The sequence below is a fragment of the Streptomyces sp. NPDC058291 genome (assembly GCF_042880855.1).
Lineage (GTDB): Bacteria > Actinomycetota > Actinomycetes > Streptomycetales > Streptomycetaceae > Streptomyces.
Map to the genome: position 1 here is coordinate 1 of NZ_JBHVYK010000100.1, position 18,018 is coordinate 18,018.

Consider the following 18,018-nt stretch of genomic DNA (forward strand, 5'->3'; position numbering starts at 1 on the left):
ATCCTTCTGCTGGCGCGGTTCGTGGGGCGGTTGTTTGTTATACCGCGGGGGGGGGCCGCCCCCCCCCCCCCCCGGCCCCGGGCCCTCACCCGTCAGCGGCGTCTCAGCGGCAGGTCACGCGCCGATGGCGTGCAGGCCGCCGTCCACGTGGACGATCTCGCCGGTGGTCTTCGGGAACCAGTCGCTGAGCAGCGCGACGACGCCGCGGCCGGCCGGCTCGGGGTCCTTGAGGTCCCACTCCAGCGGGGAGCGGCTGTCCCACACGGAGGCCAGCTCGCCGAAGCCCGGGATGGACTTGGCGGCCATGGAGCCGAGCGGGCCGGCCGAGACGAGGTTGCAGCGGATGTTCTGCTTGCCCAGGTCCCGGGCCATGTAGCGGCTGGTGGCCTCCAGGGCGGCCTTGGCAGGGCCCATCCAGTCGTACTGCGGCCAGGCGAACGAGGCGTCGAAGGTGAGGCCGACGACCGAGCCGCCGTTCTGCATCAGCGGCAGACAGGCCATGGTCAGCGACTTCAGGGAGAACGCCGAGACGTGCATGGCCGTGGCCACCGACTCGAACGGCGTGTTCAGGAAGTTGCCGCCGAGCGCGTCCTGCGGCGCGAAGCCGATGGAGTGGACGACGCCGTCGAGGCCGCCGAGTTCCTCGCCGACGATGTCGGCGAGCCGCCCGAGGTGCTCGTCGTTGGTGACGTCGAGCTCGATGACCTTGGTGGGCTTGGGGAGCTTCCTGGCGATGCGCTCGGTCAGCGTGGGCCGCGGGAACGCCGTGAGAATGATCTCCGCGCCCTGCTCCTGGGCCAGCTTCGCGGTGTGGAAGGCGATGGAGGACTCCGTCAGCACGCCGGTGATCAGGACGCGCTTGCCCTCGAGAATTCCGCTCATGGTGATCAGTGACCCATTCCCAGTCCGCCGTCAACGGGGATGACGGCTCCAGTGATGTACGAGGCGTCGTCCGAGGCGAGGAACCGCACCGTCGCGGCGATCTCCTCCGGCCGCGCGTACCGGCCGAGCGGGACCTGCGAGACGATGCCCGCGCGCTGCTCGTCGGTGAGCGCCTTGGTCATGTCGGTGTCGACGAAGCCGGGCGCGACGACGTTGAAAGTGATGTTGCGGGATCCCAGCTCACGGGCGAGGGAGCGCGCGAAGCCGACCAGGGCGGCCTTGGAGGCGGCGTAGTTCGCCTGCCCCGGCGAACCGTACAGCCCCACCACCGAGGAGATGAGCACGACGCGGCCCTTCTTGGCACGCAGCATGCCGCGGTTGGCGCGCTTGACGACACGGAAGGCGCCGGTCAGGTTGGTGTCGATGACCGAGGTGAAGTCCTCCTCGCTCATGCGCATCAGCAGCTGGTCCCTGGTGATGCCGGCGTTGGCGATCAGGACCTCGACGGGGCCGTGCTGCGCCTCGATCTCCTTGTAGGCCTGCTCCACCTGCTCCGGGTCGGTGATGTCGCACCTGACGGCGAGGCAGCCCAGCTCCGCCAGGGCGGCCGGCGGCTCGCCCGAGCGGTACGTGATCGCGACCTTGTCGCCGGCGTCGGCGAACGCGCGGGCGATGGCGAGGCCGATGCCTCGGTTTCCTCCGGTGACGAGAACCGAGCGGCTCAACGGATCACCCTTTCGATTGGGGTCTGACACGCCTGCCGGCACTCCGGACGGCAGGCGGCTTCCCTCGAAACCTATCGGTCCGCTTCGCCCCGCGGACATTCGGGCACCGACAGTGGCACAGGGGGCTGGCTGTCGGGTCCCTACAGAAATTTGCGCAAGGGTGGCGGAAGGTGTGGTCCACCGACCGCCGGGCGCGACATGATCGAGGTCTTCACACGCGACGACACCAGGGAGAGACGTAGGTGCCCCACAGCATCGATGAGACTTTCACGGCCCTACCCCTACGCGCCCTCGCCGACGCCGCCCTCGCACGCGCGCGTGCGCTGGGCGCGGAGCACGCGGACTTCCGGTTCGAGCGCGTGCGCAGCGCGTCCTGGCGGCTGCGGGACGCCAAGCCCGCCGGCTCGTCCGACACGACGGACCTCGGCTACGCGGTGCGCGTCGTGCACGGCGGGACGTGGGGCTTCGCCTCCGGCGTGGATCTGACGATGGACGCGGCGGCCCGGGTCGCCTCGCAGGCCGTGGCGATGGCCAAGCTGTCCGCCCAGGTGATCAAGGCCGCCGGCGCCGACGAGAGGGTGGAGCTGGCCGACGAGCCGGTGCACGCCGACAGGACGTGGATCTCGTCCTACGAGATCGATCCGTTCACCGTGCCGGACGAGGAGAAGGCGGCGCTCCTCGCGGACTGGAGCGCGCGACTGCTGGCGGCCGACGGGATCAACCACGTGGACGCCTCGCTGCTCACCGTCCACGAGAACAAGTTCTACGCCGACACGGCCGGGACGGTGACCACGCAGCAGCGGGTGCGGCTGCACCCGGCGCTGAACGCGGTGTCGGTCGACGAGTCCAGCGGCGAGTTCGACTCGATGCGCACGATCGCGCCGCCCGCGGGCCGGGGCTGGGAGTACCTCACCGGGACCGGCTGGGACTGGGACGACGAACTGGCCCGGATCCCGGAGCTGCTCGCCGAGAAGATGCGCGCGCCGAGCGTGGACCCGGGGCTGTACGACCTGGTCGTCGACCCGTCCAACCTGTGGCTGACCATCCACGAGTCCATCGGTCACGCCACCGAGCTGGACCGCGCCCTGGGCTACGAGGCCGCCTACGCCGGCACCTCCTTCGCCACCTTCGACCAGCTCGGCAAGCTGCGCTACGGGTCGGACCTGATGAACGTCACGGGCGACCGCACCGCCGAGCACGGCCTGGCGACCGTCGGCTACGACGACGAGGGCGTCGAGGGCCAGTCCTGGGACCTGGTGAAGGACGGCACGCTCGTCGGCTACCAGCTGGACCGGCGGATCGCGAAGCTCACCGGCTTCGAGCGGTCCAACGGCTGCGCGTTCGCCGACTCCCCCGGCCATGTGCCCGTGCAGCGCATGGCCAACGTGTCGCTGCGACCGGACCCCGCCGGGATGTCGACCGACGATCTCATCGGCAGCGTCGACCGCGGGATCTACGTCGTCGGCGACCGCTCCTGGTCCATCGACATGCAGCGCTACAACTTCCAGTTCACCGGGCAGCGGTTCTTCCGGATCGAGAACGGGCGGATCACCGGGCAGCTGCGGGACGTGGCCTACCAGGCGACCACGACCGACTTCTGGGGCTCGATGGCGGCGGTCGGCGGTCCGCAGACGTACGTCCTCGGCGGTGCGTTCAACTGCGGCAAGGCCCAGCCGGGCCAGGTCGCGGCGGTGTCGCACGGTTGCCCGTCGGCCCTGTTCAAGGGCGTCAACATTTTGAACACCACGCAGGAGGCCGGCCGATGAGCGCCCGTAGCAACAAGCCGCACGAGGTCGTCGAGCGCGCCCTCGAGCTGTCGCGGGCGGACGGCTGTGTCGTCATCGCCGACGAGCAGTCGACGGCGAACCTGCGCTGGGCCGGCAACGCGCTGACGACCAACGGCGTCACGCGCGGGCGCACGCTCACCGTGATCGCCACGGTCGACGGCAAGGAGGGCACCGCCTCCGGCGTCGTCTCCCGCGCCGCGGTGACCGCGGACGAGCTGGAGTCCCTGGTGCGGGCCGCAGAGGCCGCCGCGCGCGGGGCGGGCCCCGCCGAGGACGCCCAGCCGCTGGTCACGGGCGTGGACCGGTCCCCCGAGTTCACCGAGCCGCCCGCCGAGACCTCGTCGGCGGTGTTCGCCGACTTCGCCCCGGCGCTGGGCGAGGCGTTCGCCCGCGCGCGGGCCGGCGGCCGCGAGCTGTACGGGTTCGCCAACCACGAGCTGGTCTCCACCTACCTGGGCACGTCGACCGGGCTGCGGCTGCGGCACGACCAGCCGAACGGCACGCTGGAGCTCAACGCCAAGTCCCCGGACCGCACGCGCTCGGCGTGGGCGGGGCGCTCCACCCGGGACTTCAAGGACGTCGATCCGGCGGCGCTCGACGCGGAGCTGGCCGTACGGCTGGGCTGGGCGCAGCGGCGCGTCGAGCTGCCGGCCGGGCGGTACGAGACGCTGCTGCCGCCGACCGCGGTGGCCGACCTGCTGATCTACCAGCTCTGGTCGGCGTCGGGCCGGGACGCGACCGAGGGCCGGACGGTGTTCTCCAAGCCCGGCGGCGGCACGCGGCTCGGCGAGAAGCTGACCGACCTGCCGCTGACCTTGCGCAGCGACCCGAACGAGCCCGGTCTGGAGTCGGCGCCGTTCGTCATCGCGCACACCTCCGGCGGGGACCAGTCGGTGTTCGACAACGGGCTGCCGCTGCGGTCCACCGAGTGGGTCGGCGCGGGTGAGCTGAAGCACCTGACGACCACCCGGCACAGCGCGGCCCTGACCGGGCTGCCGGCTGCTCCCGCGGGCGACAACCTGATCCTGGACGGCGGCGCGGACGTCTCCCTGGAGGAGATGGTCGCGAGCACCCGGCGCGGGCTGCTGCTGACCTGCCTGTGGTACATCCGCGAGGTCGATCCGGCGACCCTGCTGCTGACCGGGCTGACCCGGGACGGCGTCTACCTCGTCGAGGACGGTGAGGTCGTCGGCGAGGTGAACAACTTCCGGTTCAACGAGTCGCCGGTCGGTCTGCTGGGCCGTGCGACGGAGGCGGGGCGCACGGAGAAGACGCTGCCCCGGGAGTGGAGCGACTGGTTCACCAGGGCCGCGATGCCCGCGCTGCGGGTGCCGGACTTCAATATGAGCTCTGTCAGCCAGGGCGTATAACCTCGTAGCCGGCGGTCGTGCGGCTGACCGGCCCCACCGCCCGAAGAACAGTCAAGAAGAGCAGTCGAGCAGACCACCGAGGAGATACGAGAACCGTGACGGACATCGTCGACGAGCTGAAGTGGCGCGGCCTGTGGGCCCTGTCCACTGACGAGGACGCTTTGCGCAAGGCGCTCGCGGACGGTCCCGTCACGTTCTATTGCGGTTTCGACCCCACCGCGGCCAGCCTGCACGTCGGCCACCTGGTGCAGGTCCTCACCATGCGCCGGCTCCAGCAGGCGGGCCTGCGCCCGCTGGCCCTGGTGGGGGGCGCGACCGGCCAGATCGGCGACCCCCGCCCGACGGCGGAGCGCACCCTGAACGACCCGGAGACCGTCGCGAACTGGGTGACCACGCTGCGCGCGCAGATCGAGCCGTTCCTGTCCTTCGAGGGCGAGAACGCCGCGGTGATGGTCAACAACCTGGACTGGACGTCCGGGCTGTCGGCCATCGAGTTCCTGCGGGACATCGGCAAACACTTCCGCGTCAACAAGATGCTGACCAAGGACTCCGTGGCCCGGCGGCTGGAGTCCCAGGAGGGCATCAGCTACACGGAGTTCAGCTACCAGCTGCTCCAGGGCATGGACTTCCTGGAGCTGTACCGCCGCTACGGCTGCACGCTCCAGCAGGGCGGCAGCGACCAGTGGGGCAACCTCACGGCGGGCCTGGACCTGATCCACAAGCTGGAGCCCGGGGCGGAGGTGCACTGTCTGGCGACGCCGCTGATGGTCAAGGCGGACGGCACCAAGTTCGGCAAGACCGAGGGCGGCGCCGTCTGGCTCGACCCGGAGCTGACCACGCCGTACGCGTTCTACCAGTTCTGGCTGAACGTGGACGACCGGGACGTCTCGACGTACCTGCGCATCCTGTCCTTCCGCTCCCGCGAGGAGCTCGAGGAACTGGAGCGGCAGACCGAGGAGCGTCCGCAGGCCCGCGCCGCTCAGCGGGCGCTGGCTGAGGAGCTGACGACACTGGTGCACGGCGCCGACCAGACGGCGGCGGTGATCGCCGCGTCCAAGGCCCTCTTCGGCCAGGGCGAGCTGGGCGGGCTCGACGAGCGGACGCTGGCCGCGGCCCTCTCCGAGGTGCCGCACATCCGGATCGCCGAGCCGGGGCCGGTGGTGGACCTGTTCGCCGAGGTCGGCCTCGTGGCCAGCAAGTCGGCCGCCCGGCGGACGGTGAAGGAGGGCGGGGCCTACGTGAACAACGTCAAGGTCGCGGCCGAGGACGCGGTCCCCGCGCGCGAGGACCTGCTGCACGGGCGGTGGCTGGTGCTGCGTCGCGGCAAGAAGAACCTGGCCGCCGTGGAGGTCACCGGCTGACCGGCTCGTGACGGACGAGGGGCGGCTTCGCGCGGGAGGCCGCCCCCTCGTCTTGCTCCGGCCCGGCTCTGTCGGTTCAGCGGTTCACGCTCGCTGCTTCCTCTTGCCCAGCGTCGCCATGTACAGCATGTCGCCCAGGGCGACGATGACGATCGCGGCGACGAGCTGGAACACATGGCGGCTCCAGTCGATGCCGGGCGTGGACTCGACCCCCACGGCGCGGGCGATCGCGTTGCCGACGATCGCGCCCAGCATGCCGAAAATCGTGGTCAGCCAGAGGGGACTGTGCTGCTTGCCCGGGATGATCGCCTTGGCGATCAGACCCAGCACGAATCCCACGATGATCGCCCACAACCAGCCCATGGCTGCCTCCTCGTACGGCCCTACGCGAGCATTGCCCTCAGTGTCGGGCCGCTCGCCCTACGGCGCATGTCCGGTACGGCCGTACGCGGGACGGCGCAGGACGTCCGCTCCCCACGAGGGACGCCCCGCCCTCGGCGAGGGCGCGGACGCGGCGTACCGTGGAGAGTCGGTGAGAGGCCGATGCGGGCGGACGGTGGATTGTGATGCGGAAGCAAGGTGGTGGCGGGAACGTCGAGGTGTTCCGGATCACCGGAGCACGGCAGAGTCTTCAGGACGATGTGCGGGGCCGGCAGCGTCGGTACATCATCTCGATGTCGGTCCGTACGGTGGCCGTGATCCTCGCGGCGACCCTGTGGAACGTGGAACGGCATGTGGCCGTCGTGGCGTTGGTCCTGGGGTTGGTGCTCCCCTACGTCGCGGTGGTCATCGCCAACGCGGGGAGGGAGAACGTGCCCTCGCTCCCCTCCACCTTCCTGACGGCGCCGATCCGGCCGATGATCGCCCAGCCCCCGGCCGACGGCGAGCGCGCGGGATCCGCTGCGCAAGCGGAATCCACCCCGCGAGGGGAGGGCGCGCCGCACCCCGGCCGGGAGGAACCGGCGCCCGATCCGGCTGAGCGACGGCCCTGAGCGGGCTGTGAAGCAACGGTGAACGGGCTGTGCGACAAGCTCAGGAAAAGCTCAGATCAATCATGTTGTTCCAGTGCCGTGGGGACGGTCGGCCGTGACATACTTCGTACGCGCTCCGCATCCCCCGTCGGAGCGACGGACCGACGCCGGGCAGCTCCCCCCGTGGCTGCTCGGCGTCGCCTTTGTGTGCGTGTGGGTGAGACGAACCGGTGAGTGACGAGACCCCGATCTGCTCCGCCAAGAGCTGCCGTGCCGACGCGGTGTGGGTGCTGGCGTGGAACAACCCGAAGCTCCACACGCCCGAGCGGCGCAAGACCTGGCTGGCCTGCGAGGAGCATCGCGACCATCTGTCGCAGTTCCTCGGCGTGCGCGGCTTCCTCAAGGACGTCGTCCCGCTGACCGAGTGGGAGTCCGCGCGCACGGCGTGACCGTGCGGCGCGCTCCCGGCCGTCGATCGTGACGTCCGCTAGCCGCCGATCGCCGACATCGGGCGGTCCGGCTGCAGGAAGGCGGGGTCGTCCAGGCCTGAGCCGGCCTTCTTGCCCCACATGGCCAGCCGCCAGATGCGGGCTATCTCCTCGTCGGGCGCGTCGGAGCGCAGGGCCGCCCGCAGATCGGTCTCCTCGCGCGCGAAGAGGCAGGTGCGGACCTGTCCGTCGGCGGTGAGGCGGGTGCGGTCGCAGGCCGCGCAGAAGGGGCGGGTGACGGAGGCAATGACACCGACGCGGTGAGGTCCGCCGTCGACCAGCCAGCGCTCGGCCGGGGCCGAGCCGCGTTCGTCCTGCCCTTCGGGGGTGAGGTCGAAGCGGGTGCGCAGGGAGGCCAGGATGTCCCCGGCCGTGACCATGCCCTCGCGCCTCCAGCCGTGCTGCGCGTCCAGCGGCATCTGCTCGATGAAACGCAGCTCGTAGGCGTTCTCGACGGCCCAGGCCAGCAGGTCCGGGGCCTCGTCCTCGTTCAGGCCGGGCATCAGGACCGTGTTCACCTTCACCGGGGTGAGGCCCGCCTCGCGTGCGGCTTCGAGGCCTTCGAGGACGTCCTTGTGGCGGTCCCGCCGGGTGAGGGTCTTGAAGACGTCGGGACGCAGGGTGTCGAGGGAGACGTTGACCCGGTCCAGCCCGGCCGCCTTCAGGGCCGTGGCGGTGCGGCGCAGGCCGATGCCGTTCGTCGTCAGCGACATCCTGGGGCGGGGGTCGAGGGCGGCGACCCGCTCGACGATGCCGACCAGGCCCGGGCGCAGCAGGGGCTCGCCGCCCGTGAAGCGGACCTCCTCGATGCCGAGCGCGGTGACCGCGACGCCGATCAGGCGGACGATCTCGTCGTCCGTGAGCAGGTCGGGCTTCGCCAGCCATTGCAGGCCTTCTTCGGGCATGCAGTAGGTACAGCGCAGGTTGCACCGGTCGGTGAGCGAGACCCTCAGGTCGGTGGCCACTCGGCCGTAGGTGTCGATGAGCACGTGGGCCCCCTCCCTCGTGGTGGAACGCTTGTCCGTTCCCTCGCTTGCGAGCCTACGTGACCGCGCCGACATCGACAGTGCCCGATCCCACGAGGTAAGACGCGGCCGTGTCGTAGGGATCTACGACACGGCCGCGGGGCGGGCGTGGTCGTCGGGGACCGCCCGGCGGCCACGGCCGGACCGGTCGGCTCCCGTCGGCGCCGGTCAATGCTGATCAGGGCGGGTCAGTGGGCTCCGGTGCCGGTCAGCGAGCGCACTTCCAGTTCGGCGTACTTGGCCGTGTCGGGCTCCTCCTTCGACAGCAGGGTGCCCACGACGCCCAGCAGGAAGCCGACCGGGATCGAGATGATGCCGGGGTTCTCCAGCGGGAACCAGTGGAAGTCGACGTCCGGGAACATCGAGCTGGGCTTGCCCGAGACGACCGGCGAGAACAGCACCAGGCCGACCGCGGTGACCAGGCCGCCGTAGATCGACCAGAGGGCCCCGGCGGTGGTGAACCGCTTCCAGAAGAGGCTGTAGAGGATCGTCGGCAGGTTGGCGGAGGCGGCGACCGCGAAGGCCAGGGCGACCAGACCTGCGACGTTCAGGTCGCGGGCCAGGGCGCCCAGCAGGATGGAGACGGCGCCGATGCCGACGGTGGCGTACCGGGCCGCGGCCATCTCCTGCTTCTCGGTGGCCGTGCCCCGCTTGATGACGTTCGCGTAGATGTCGTGGGCGAACGAGGAGGACGAGGCGAGGGTCAGGCCGGCGACGACCGCGAGGATCGTGGCGAAGGCGACCGCCGAGATGCTGGCCAGGAGGATCGCGCCCCAGTTGGAGTGGAGGCCGCCCAGGTGGAGGGCGAGCAGGGGGGCCGCGGTGTTGCCCGCCTTGTTGGACGCGGTGATCTCGTCCGGCTTGATCAGCGCGGCGGCGCCGAAGCCGAGGGCGAGGGTCATCAGGTAGAAGGCGCCGATCAGACCGATGGCCCACAGGACCGACTTACGGGCGGCCTTGGCGGTGGGCACGGTGTAGAAGCGGATGAGGATGTGCGGCAGGCCGGCGGTGCCCAGGACGAGGGCGATGCCGAGCGAGAGGAAGTCCAGCTTGGTGGTGCCGGTGGCGCCGTACTTCAGACCGGGCTCCAGGAAGGCCGAGCCCTTGCCGCTGTTGGCGGCGGCCGAGCCCAGCAGGTCCGAGACGTTGAAGTCGAACTTCAGCAGGACCAGGAAGGTGAGCAGGAGGGCGCCGAGGATGAGCAGGACCGCCTTGACCATCTGGACCCAGGTGGTGCCCTTCATGCCGCCGATCGTCACGTAGACGATCATCAGCACGCCGACCAGGGCGACGATGCCGATCTTGCCGCCGTCGCTGGTGATGCCGAGGAGGAGCGAGACGAGGACGCCCGCGCCCGCCATCTGGGCGAGGAGGTAGAAGATCGACACGACGATGGTCGAGGTGCCGGCGGCCGTGCGGACGGGGCGTTGGCGCATGCGGTACGCCAGGACGTCGCCCATGGTGTAGCGGCCGGAGTTGCGCAGCGGCTCGGCGACCAGGAGCAGGGCGACCAGCCAGGCGACCAGGAAGCCGATGGAGTACAGGAAGCCGTCGTAGCCGAAGAGGGCGATGGCGCCCGCGATGCCCAGGAAGGACGCGGCGGACATGTAGTCGCCGGAGACGGCGAGGCCGTTCTGGAAGCCGGTGAACTGACGGCCGCCGGCGTAGAAGTCGGCGGCGTCCTTGGTCTGGCGGCCGGCCCAGACGGTGATGACGAGGGTCGCGGCGACGAACACCGCGAACAGGGTGATGATCAGCGTGCGGTGCTCGCTGGCCTCGCCGGCGGCGAGCAGGGCGGTGTGCTGTGCGGGGGTCATTCGCCCGCCTCCATCCGGGACTTGATGGCCTCGGCCTTGGGGTCGAACCTGGCGGCCGCGGTCCGCGCGTACCACCAGGCGATGAGGAAGGTGGTGAGGAACTGGGCGAGGCCCAGGGCGAGGGCCACGTTGATGTTGCCCAAGAGCTTGGTGCCCATGAAGTCGCCCGCGTAGTTGGAGAGCAGGACGTACAGCAGGTACCAGGCGATGAAGGCGAAGGTCAGCGGGAAGGCGAAGCCCCGGTAGGCGCCGCGCAGTTCACCGAACTCCGCGCTCTCCTGCACCGCGACGAACTCCTCGGCGGAGGGGAGCTGAGCTGGGGTTTTCGAGGGGGGCGGTGTCTCGGTGGCCACGAAGTCTCCTCGTTGCGCGTACGGGTGGGACGGCGGACGGAGGCGAGGGTCCTCTCGCTCCCTGCCCAAGGTCACGGGGCCGCGCGAGGGCGGGTTCAACGCGTCGGGCGGGTTTGTCGCCGAGGGCCTCCGGCCGGTGATGGCCAACGAGTGGGGGACACCTCAGGTCATGGGCCGGCAAAATCGCCGCCCGGAAATCATTGCTGGCCGGCGAGTCGGGGAGATAGCTTCGGGGCCAGCACCACCCGTCATGTACCTGCCCAGGCAGCACCTGCGCCCGGGTCAGGTCCCGTTTCCGGATGATGTGGAGACCCCATGGCTCATCTGCCTTCCAGACGCCGCCTCGCTCTCGCGGTGCCCGTCGTACTGTCGCTGACCGCCTCCCTCGGCTTCCTGCCGGCGGCGGCCTCCGCGGCCCCTGTCACGGCGCCGGCCACCCAGGCGGCCGACGCCGCAACCCTGGCGTACGTCGTCAACACGAAGGCCGACCACGGCACGATCCGGAAGGTGAAGAAGGCGATCGCGAAGGCCGGCGGCACCGTCGTCGCGACCTACGACAAGATCGGCGTGCTCGTCGTCCACTCCGCGAACCCCGGGTTCGGTCCGGAGATACGCGCGGTGCGCGGCGTCCAGTCGGCCGGCGCCACCCGGACGGCGCCGCTGAGCGCCGCCGGGACCACCGACGAGGGGGCGGCCCAGGTCCTCTCCGCGGCACAGGCCGCGAAGGTCGAGAAGGCGTCCGACGCGGCGGGCCAGAGCGAGCCGCTGGAGGCCGACCAGTGGGACCTGCGGGCGATCGGCGCCGACAAGGCCGCCACGATCAACCCGGGCAGCCGGAAGGTGACGGTCGCGGTCATCGACACCGGGGTCGACGACACCCACCCGGACCTCGCGCCGAACTTCTCCGCGTCCCAGTCGGCGAACTGCGTCGGCGGCGTCGCGGACACCACCCCCGGCGCGTGGCGCCCGTACAACCCGGCCGAGGACTACCACGGCACGCACGTGGCCGGTGAGATCGCCGCCGCCCGCAACGGCATCGGCGTGGCGGGCGTCGCCCCCGGCGTGAAGGTCGCCGCCATCAAGGTGAGCGACCCCAAGGACGGCCTCTTCTACCCGGAGAACGTCGTCTGCGCGTTCGTCTTCGCCGCCGACCACGGCGTCGAGGTCACGAACAACAGCTACTACGTCGACCCGTGGCTGTACAACTGCATGGACGACCCCGACCAGCGGGCCATCGTGGACGCGGTCAACAGGGCGCAGCTGTACGCCCAGAAGAAGGGCACGCTCAATGTGGCCTCCGCGGGCAACTCCAACCACGACCTCGACTCCGACGCCCTCGAGGACGCGTCCAGCCCCGACGACTCCACGCCCGTGACCCGTACGGTCGACCCGCACGAGTGCTTCGACGTCCCGACCCAGCTGCCGGGCGTCGTCACGGTGAGCGCGACGGGCGTCAAGGGGACCAAGTCGTACTACTCCAGCTACGGCCTGGGCGTCGTCGACGTCGCGGCGCCGGGCGGCGACAAGTACCAGATCCCGGGCACCCCGTCGGCCAACGGCCGCATCCTGTCCACGCTGCCGAACAACGCGTACGGCTTCCTGCAGGGCACCTCGATGGCGTCCCCGCACGTGGCCGGCGTGGCCGCGCTGCTCAAGTCGACGCACCCGTACGCGAGCCCGGCCCAGCTGCAGGCGCTGCTCAAGCTGCAGGCCGACGCGACGAGCTGCCCGACCGAGCCGTACGACGGTGACGGCAACGGAGTCGTGGACGCCACGTGCGTGGGCGGCAAGCGCCTCAACGGCTTCTTCGGCTTCGGCGTGGTGAACGCGCTGCGCGCGGTGAAGTAACCGGCCGCCTCACGGGGCGCGACCGCGGCCGACAGGCGTACCGAGGGCCGGGCGGATTGCCGTCCGGCCCTTCGCGCAGGCCCATATATTGATCGAATCAATACTGCATCATGCAGTCATGACTGATATCACGTTCGCCTGGTCGGCACTGGGCGGCGATCCCGCCCTCCTCGCGCGGGTGTCGGCCGTGGCCCGCGAGGACGCTCTGCGCGCACGCCTTCCCGTGCGGGAACTGGCGCGAGCCTGTGTCGGCGCGTGCGCGCTGGCCGCGGCCGAGCTGGGGGCGCGACGGGCCGGCCTCCCGGACGCGCCCGCAGTTCTGGTGGACGACGGCGCGGTGGCCACCGCGTTCGCCAGCGAGCGGCGACTGCTGGTCGACGGAGGCGCGCCCGTCCTCTTCGCCCCGCTCTCGCGCTTCTGGCGGACGGCCGACGGCTGGGTGCGCACCCATGCCAACTACCCGCACCACCGCGCGCGGTTGCTGCACGCCCTGGGCCTGCCCGCCGGCGCCGACCCGGCCGCCGTGGAGAGGGCGCTCGCCGAGCGCGCCGCCCTGGACGTGGAGGACGCGGTGTCTGCGGCCGACGGCCTGGCGGTCGCCCTGCGCACGCCCGAGGAGTGGGCGGCGCACGCACAGGCCGCCGCGATCGCCGCCCGCCCCCTGGTCGAGCGCGGCCGGCTCGACCAGGCACGCGCGCGTGCCTTCACGCCGCTCGACGGCGCTCCCCTGCTGCCCGCCGCGGGGCTGCGCGTCCTGGACCTCACCCGGGTCCTGGCCGGGCCGGTCGCCACCCGAACCCTCGCCCTGCTGGGCGCGGACGTCCTGCGCGTCGACACTCCCCGTCTGCCCGAGCTCGTCGACCAGCACGCGGACACGGGGTTCGGCAAGCGTTCGGCGCTGCTGGACCTGGTGGCCGACCGGGGGGTCTTCGAGGAACTGCTCGCGGCGGCGGACGTGGTGGTCACCGGCTACCGGCCGGGCGCTCTGGACCGCTTCGGGCTCTCCGCCGAGGCGCTGGCCGAGCGCCGGCCCGGGCTGGTGGTGGCTCAGGTGTCGGCGTGGGGCGCCTACGGCCCGTGGGGCGCCCGCCGCGGGTTCGACAGCCTGGTGCAGGCGGCCACCGGCATCGCGGTGACGGAGGGCTCGGCCGAGCGGCCCGGCGTGCTGCCGGCGCAGGCCCTCGACCACGGGACCGGCTATCTGCTGGCCGCCGCGGTACTGCGCGCGCTGACCGAGCAGGCGCACGAAGGCGGCAGCCGGTTCGTCCGGCTGGCGCTGGCGCGGACGGCGGCCTGGCTGACCGGGGGCGCCCGGATGGGCGAAGACGAGAGCAAAGGGACGCCCAAGGAGGAGCTCCGCGGTCCGGGCGGGGAGGACCGGACCGGACCGCGGTCCTGGCTCGGGGAGACCGAGAGCCCGATCGGACGGCTGCGGTACGCCCTGCCGCCGGTGTCGTTCGACGGCGGGCCGCACGACTGGGCACGGCCGCCCGGGCCTTGGGGGACGGATCCGGCGCGCTGGCTCTGAGCCCGTCGGGGGCCGGGCCCCGGGGACGGATGCCCCCCTCAAGTCCACCTACGTCCAAGTTGCCCCCCTTTGCGCGCCTGGTGAAGATCCTGGCATGGCCCTCATACGACCGACCGAAGCGACCGACTCCGCGCCTCGAACCGGCCCCGGCCGGGCGGTGGCCCTGCTCGCCCTGGTAGGGCTCGGGGCGCTGGTCCCGCTGCTCGGGCCGTCCCTCGCCGCCCACGGCACCGCGCAGGGCGCGCCGTCGGACGCCGGTACGGTCGCGCTGCTGCGGGCCGCGTTGTTCGCGGCCCTGTCCGTGCAGGCGGGCGAGCTCTTCGTCAGCGGGCTGGTCCGTCGGGTGCCGGGCGCCCCGCTCGCCCGGCCCGGCGGTTGGGCCCCGTACGCGGCGGTGGCTGGGTTCGCGGCCGCGGCGGCCGCCGGGGAGCTGGCGCCCCACGGCCACGGCTCACGGACCGGCGTGCTCGCGCTGCTCGAGGCGATCGCGTTCGCGGTGGCCGGGCTGTGCGCGCTCTCCGACCGGCCGAGCCGTCAGGCATGGCCGCTGACGGCGGTGATCCTGGCGGAGGCGCTGCGCGCCCACCCGCCGACCGAGCACACGCCCCTGATCGGCTCCTCCCTGACCGTCGTCCATCTGACGTGCTCGGCGCTGTGGGCGGGCGGCCTGCTGGCCGTGCTGCGCACACTGCGCCGGTGGGAGGGGGGCGAGGCGGGCGCCGCACTGCTCGGCCTGTACGCGCGCGTGGCGGCCGTGCTGTTCGCCGCGGTCACCGCGACCGGACTGTGCAGCTCACTGCGCCGGATGCCGGCGGGGTCGGTGCTCGACCTGCTGACCATGACGGCGTACGGGCGCGTGCTGCTCGCCAAGGTGCTCGTGGTCGGCGCGGTCGCCCTGCTCGCCCTGTGGGCGCGGACGCGGCTGCGGCGCTCGCCCGACCCGCTGGCCGCCTGCTCCCCCGCGCGCGTGGAGGTCGTGGCGCTGGGCGCGGCGGTCGCGGTGTCAGGACTGTTGACGGCCTTGCCGCTGCCCGTCAAGGGTTGACGGGCCAGGTCGGCTGATCAACCGTTGATCGCCGTCCAGGAGCGTCCTCGGGACGCCGTCCGCCGGCCGTCCGGGAGAGCCGTCAATTGGTCACCATGACCTTGAGGGCGGTGCGCTCGTCCATCGCCTTGTAGCCGTCCGGGACGCCCTCGATGCCGACCGTCAGGTCGAACACCGGCGACGGGTCGATCGCGCCGCTCAGGACGTCGGGCAGCAGGTCGGGGATGTAGGCGCGGACCGGGGCGACGCCGCCGCGCAGCGCGATGTTGCGGTCGAACATGACACCGAGGTCGAGACCGGTGCCGCTGCCGTGCGGAACGCCCACGAATCCGACGGCCCCGCCGTCCCGGCCGACCTCGAGCGCCGTCCGCATGGACTGCTCGGTGCCGACCGCCTCGACGACCGCGTGCGCGCCCTGGCCGCGGGTGAGTTCGCGGACGGCCTCGACCGCCGCGTCCCCGCGCTCGGCGACGACGTCGGTGGCGCCGAAGCGGCGCGCGATGTCGGTGCGCGCCCGGTGTCGGCCGAGCGCGATGATCCGTTCGGCGCCGAGCCGCTTGGCGGCCAGGACCGCGCACAGGCCGACCGCGCCGTCCCCGACGACCGCGACGGTGGCGCCGGGCCGGACTCCGGCGCCGAGGGCGGCGTGGTGGCCGGTGCCCAGCACGTCGGAGAGGGTGAGCAGGGCGGCCAGCAGACGGTCGTCGGAGGCCGCCTCCTTGGGCAGCTGGACGAGGGTGCCGTCGGCGAACGGCACGCGGACGGCCTCGCCCTGGCCGCCGTCGTACCCGAGCGAGCCCCAGAAGCCGCCGTGCTCGCAGGACGTCGTCAGGCCCTCCCGGCAGTAGTCGCAGACGCCGTCGGACCACATGAAGGGCGCGACGACGAGGTCGCCGCGCCGCAGCGTCGTCACGTCGGAGCCGGTCTCCTCCACCACGCCGAGGAACTCGTGCCCGATGCGCTGGCCCGGCTGCCGGGACGCCTCGCCGCGGTACGCCCACAGGTCGCTGCCGCAGATGCAGGCGCGCAGCACCCGGACCACGGCGTCGGTGGGCAGTCGCACCACGGGCTCGGGTACGTCCTCCACCCGCATGTCGAAGGGGGCGTGGATGGTGGTGGCGCGCATGTCGAGGGTCCTTCTCGTGCGGTGTCGTGAGGGCGCTCAGGGGGTGGTCGAGCGCACTTCACGGTACGCCGCCGCCGGCTCCCGCCCCCCCGCCGAGGGCGCCGAGTACCCCGAGGACCAGCAAGAACTGCGCGGCGAGGTACGTGAGCATGATCCACAGATCGGGGCGCGGGAGCTGCGGCCAGTCGGCGACGCCGGTGGCGATGAGGGTGTCGGAGAGCAGGAACAGCAGACCGCCGGCGCCGGCGACCGGGCCGAGCCGGACGCCGGCGGCGCAGGCCATGGCCGTGAGCAGGGCGCTGTACAGGGCGACGGGCGGACGCAGCTCCTGGGGAAGGCCGGGCCACAGCAGCGCGACGGTGACGGTCAGGGCGAGGGAATAGCAGGGGACGAGAACGACGGCCCGCGCGTGGGGACGGCCGACGCGGGCGAACAGCGTCAGGTAGCAGACGTGTCCGGCGGCGAAGCACGCCATGCCGGCGAGGAAGGCGGGGTCGGCGTCGAACAGCAGCAGGGTGTCGCCGCCCCAGCCGAACGCGAGGGCGGCCAGGAGGAGCCCGGGCGCCCCGCGCGGGGCCGCCCAGGCGGCGAGGAGGGGCATCAGCAGCGGCTTGGCGAGGGTGTGACCGGGGTCGAAGCCGGCCGCGAGGCTGAGCAGGTCGACGGCTGCGGCGAGCGCGCACAGGGCGAGGAGGACGCGGGAGCGGGTGATGCGGGAGCCGGTCACGCGGCCGTGCTCTCCTCGACCGGAGCCGCTGTGGAAGCCGAGGCGGGCGCCGAGGAGGTCGGCTGCCAGCCGGGGCCGCGGAAGACGCGCCCCGCCCGCTCACGCCAACTCTCCGCCGCCTTCAGATCCTTGGCTATCGCGACGTATTCATGGGTGGCCACCTTGATCGGGTTGAACGTGTTGATGTTCTTCGTCAACCCATAGACGGGCCGGTCGACCTCGGGGACGAACGAGCCGAAGATCCGGTCCCAGACGATGAGGATGCCGCCGAAGTTGCGGTCCAGGTAGCCGCCCTGGGAGGCGTGGTGGACGCGGTGGTGGGAGGGCGTGTTGAACACGAACTCGAACCACCGGGGCATCCGGTCGATCCGCTCGGTGTGGATCCAGAACTGGTAGACGAGATTGGCCGAGGAGCAGAAGGCGAGCGCGGCCGGGTGGACGCCCCCGGCGACGAGCGGGACGTAGAACGGCCAGACGGTCAGCGAGGTCCAGGGCTGGCGCAGGGCGGTGGTGAGGTTGAACTTCTCGCTGGAGTGGTGGACGACGTGACAGGCCCACAGGACGCGGATGACGTGGTGGCCGCGGTCGGACCAGTAGTAGAAGAAGTCCTGCGCCAGCAGCATCAGCGGCAGCGTCCACCACAGGACGGGCACGCGCAGCGGCGTGAGTTCGTGGACCGCCGTATAGATCGCGACGATCGGGATCTTCCACACGAAGTCGAGGACGAGGCTCCCCAGCCCCATGCCGACACTCGTCACGGCGTCCTTCGTCTCGTATCCGGCCGCGTCCTCGTCGGGATGGAGCCGGAGGCTGACCACCTCGACCACGGTGAGCAGCACGAAGGCGGGTATCGACCACAGCACGACATCGGGCAAATTCGGCATGTGGGCAACGTAAGACTGCTGGTGGGCCGCGGCTAGACGTTGTTACCGACAAGTATTACCGGGGGTATGCGCTTGCTTGTT

Annotated in this window: 17 protein-coding genes; 8 read left to right on the top strand and 9 right to left on the bottom strand. The window is 71.8% G+C overall.

Annotated elements, in window-relative coordinates:
• Positions 1-114: 114 nt before the first annotated feature.
• On the bottom strand, positions 115-882 hold the full coding sequence (fabI, locus tag ACFVYK_RS32935) for an enoyl-ACP reductase FabI (protein ID WP_256907380.1): 768 nt from the start codon (positions 880-882) through the stop codon (positions 115-117).
• Positions 883-887: 5 nt separating this feature from the next.
• A complete protein-coding gene (gene fabG, locus ACFVYK_RS32940) occupies positions 888-1,607 on the bottom strand; it encodes a 3-oxoacyl-[acyl-carrier-protein] reductase (protein ID WP_389780345.1) in 720 nt (239 codons plus the stop codon).
• A gap of 242 nt (positions 1,608-1,849) precedes the next feature.
• Between fabG and ACFVYK_RS32945 the strand changes: the two genes are divergently transcribed.
• From ACFVYK_RS32945 to tyrS, 3 genes are all read left to right on the top strand, one after another.
• On the top strand, positions 1,850-3,373 hold the full coding sequence (locus ACFVYK_RS32945) for a TldD/PmbA family protein (RefSeq protein WP_389780347.1): 1,524 nt from the start codon (positions 1,850-1,852) through the stop codon (positions 3,371-3,373).
• On the top strand, positions 3,370-4,764 hold the full coding sequence (locus ACFVYK_RS32950; RefSeq protein WP_389780348.1) for a metallopeptidase TldD-related protein: 1,395 nt from the start codon (positions 3,370-3,372) through the stop codon (positions 4,762-4,764). The genes ACFVYK_RS32945 and ACFVYK_RS32950 overlap by 4 nt, the downstream gene beginning before the upstream one ends.
• Before the next feature lie 95 nt (positions 4,765-4,859).
• Positions 4,860-6,125, top strand: a complete 1,266-nt coding sequence (tyrS, locus tag ACFVYK_RS32955) for a tyrosine--tRNA ligase (protein WP_389780350.1) — start codon at positions 4,860-4,862, stop codon at positions 6,123-6,125.
• 84 nt (positions 6,126-6,209) lie between these two features.
• On the opposite strand, the gene ACFVYK_RS32960 is transcribed toward tyrS, so the two are convergent.
• Positions 6,210-6,488, bottom strand: a complete 279-nt coding sequence (locus tag ACFVYK_RS32960; protein ID WP_389780352.1) for a GlsB/YeaQ/YmgE family stress response membrane protein — start codon at positions 6,486-6,488, stop codon at positions 6,210-6,212.
• 203 nt (positions 6,489-6,691) lie between these two features.
• Here ACFVYK_RS32960 and ACFVYK_RS32965 point away from each other — a divergent pair, with 203 nt between their 5' ends.
• Complete coding sequence (locus tag ACFVYK_RS32965; RefSeq protein WP_389780354.1) at positions 6,692-7,117, top strand: DUF3099 domain-containing protein; 426 nt, start codon at positions 6,692-6,694, stop codon at positions 7,115-7,117.
• Between the two features lie 209 nt (positions 7,118-7,326).
• Positions 7,327-7,545, top strand: coding sequence for a hypothetical protein (locus tag ACFVYK_RS32970; RefSeq protein ID WP_389780355.1), 219 nt, complete (start codon positions 7,327-7,329; stop codon positions 7,543-7,545).
• 38 nt (positions 7,546-7,583) lie between these two features.
• On the opposite strand, the gene moaA is transcribed toward ACFVYK_RS32970, so the two are convergent.
• From moaA to ACFVYK_RS32985, 3 genes are all read right to left on the bottom strand, one after another.
• Positions 7,584-8,573 carry a GTP 3',8-cyclase MoaA gene (gene moaA / locus ACFVYK_RS32975; RefSeq protein WP_389780357.1) on the bottom strand — a complete coding sequence of 330 codons (990 nt, stop codon included), beginning with the start codon at positions 8,571-8,573 and terminating at the stop codon, positions 7,584-7,586.
• 224 nt (positions 8,574-8,797) lie between these two features.
• On the bottom strand, positions 8,798-10,426 hold the full coding sequence (locus ACFVYK_RS32980; protein WP_389780358.1) for a cation acetate symporter: 1,629 nt from the start codon (positions 10,424-10,426) through the stop codon (positions 8,798-8,800).
• The gene (locus tag ACFVYK_RS32985) at positions 10,423-10,779 is read right to left on the bottom strand and encodes a DUF485 domain-containing protein (RefSeq protein WP_389780359.1); all 357 of its coding nucleotides are present in this window, start codon (positions 10,777-10,779) and stop codon (positions 10,423-10,425) included. The genes ACFVYK_RS32980 and ACFVYK_RS32985 overlap by 4 nt, the downstream gene beginning before the upstream one ends.
• A gap of 315 nt (positions 10,780-11,094) precedes the next feature.
• Here ACFVYK_RS32985 and ACFVYK_RS32990 point away from each other — a divergent pair, with 315 nt between their 5' ends.
• The 3 genes from ACFVYK_RS32990 to ACFVYK_RS33000 all read left to right on the top strand — a co-directional run bounded on the left by ACFVYK_RS32990 (position 11,095) and on the right by ACFVYK_RS33000 (position 15,200).
• The gene (locus ACFVYK_RS32990; RefSeq protein WP_389780361.1) at positions 11,095-12,627 is read left to right on the top strand and encodes a S8 family serine peptidase; all 1,533 of its coding nucleotides are present in this window, start codon (positions 11,095-11,097) and stop codon (positions 12,625-12,627) included.
• 118 nt (positions 12,628-12,745) lie between these two features.
• On the top strand, positions 12,746-14,155 hold the full coding sequence (locus tag ACFVYK_RS32995; RefSeq protein ID WP_389780362.1) for a CoA transferase: 1,410 nt from the start codon (positions 12,746-12,748) through the stop codon (positions 14,153-14,155).
• Between the two features lie 94 nt (positions 14,156-14,249).
• Entirely contained in the window at positions 14,250-15,200 is a 951-nt protein-coding gene (locus ACFVYK_RS33000; protein ID WP_389780363.1) for a CopD family protein, read from the top strand.
• Positions 15,201-15,282: 82 nt separating this feature from the next.
• On the opposite strand, the gene ACFVYK_RS33005 is transcribed toward ACFVYK_RS33000, so the two are convergent.
• The 3 genes from ACFVYK_RS33005 to ACFVYK_RS33015 are packed head-to-tail and all read right to left on the bottom strand — an operon-like array spanning position 15,283 to position 17,937.
• On the bottom strand, positions 15,283-16,326 hold the full coding sequence (locus ACFVYK_RS33005; RefSeq protein WP_389780364.1) for a zinc-dependent alcohol dehydrogenase family protein: 1,044 nt from the start codon (positions 16,324-16,326) through the stop codon (positions 15,283-15,285).
• Between the two features lie 58 nt (positions 16,327-16,384).
• Positions 16,385-17,053 (bottom strand): lysoplasmalogenase, encoded by a 669-nt coding sequence (locus ACFVYK_RS33010; protein ID WP_389780366.1) that lies wholly within the window; start codon positions 17,051-17,053, stop codon positions 16,385-16,387.
• Positions 17,050-17,937: a sterol desaturase family protein gene (locus ACFVYK_RS33015; protein ID WP_389780367.1), complete on the bottom strand. Its 888-nt coding sequence runs from the start codon at positions 17,935-17,937 to the stop codon at positions 17,050-17,052. The genes ACFVYK_RS33010 and ACFVYK_RS33015 overlap by 4 nt, the downstream gene beginning before the upstream one ends.
• Positions 17,938-18,018: the final 81 nt, after the last annotated feature.

What these genes read in the sequence shown, in the direction of transcription:
- fabI (WP_256907380.1), bottom strand. Translation starts at nt 882, where the DNA reads ATGAGCGGAATTCTCGAGGGCAAGCGCGTCCTGATCACCGGCGTGCTG.
- ACFVYK_RS32950 (WP_389780348.1), top strand. Translation starts at nt 3,370, where the DNA reads ATGAGCGCCCGTAGCAACAAGCCGCACGAGGTCGTCGAGCGCGCCCTC.
- ACFVYK_RS32960 (WP_389780352.1), bottom strand. Translation starts at nt 6,488, where the DNA reads ATGGGCTGGTTGTGGGCGATCATCGTGGGATTCGTGCTGGGTCTGATC.
- ACFVYK_RS32965 (WP_389780354.1), top strand. Translation starts at nt 6,692, where the DNA reads ATGCGGAAGCAAGGTGGTGGCGGGAACGTCGAGGTGTTCCGGATCACC.
- ACFVYK_RS32980 (WP_389780358.1), bottom strand. Translation starts at nt 10,426, where the DNA reads ATGACCCCCGCACAGCACACCGCCCTGCTCGCCGCCGGCGAGGCCAGC.
- ACFVYK_RS32990 (WP_389780361.1), top strand. Translation starts at nt 11,095, where the DNA reads ATGGCTCATCTGCCTTCCAGACGCCGCCTCGCTCTCGCGGTGCCCGTC.
- ACFVYK_RS32995 (WP_389780362.1), top strand. Translation starts at nt 12,746, where the DNA reads ATGACTGATATCACGTTCGCCTGGTCGGCACTGGGCGGCGATCCCGCC.
- ACFVYK_RS33000 (WP_389780363.1), top strand. Translation starts at nt 14,250, where the DNA reads ATGGCCCTCATACGACCGACCGAAGCGACCGACTCCGCGCCTCGAACC.
- ACFVYK_RS33005 (WP_389780364.1), bottom strand. Translation starts at nt 16,326, where the DNA reads ATGCGCGCCACCACCATCCACGCCCCCTTCGACATGCGGGTGGAGGAC.
- ACFVYK_RS33015 (WP_389780367.1), bottom strand. Translation starts at nt 17,937, where the DNA reads ATGCCGAATTTGCCCGATGTCGTGCTGTGGTCGATACCCGCCTTCGTG.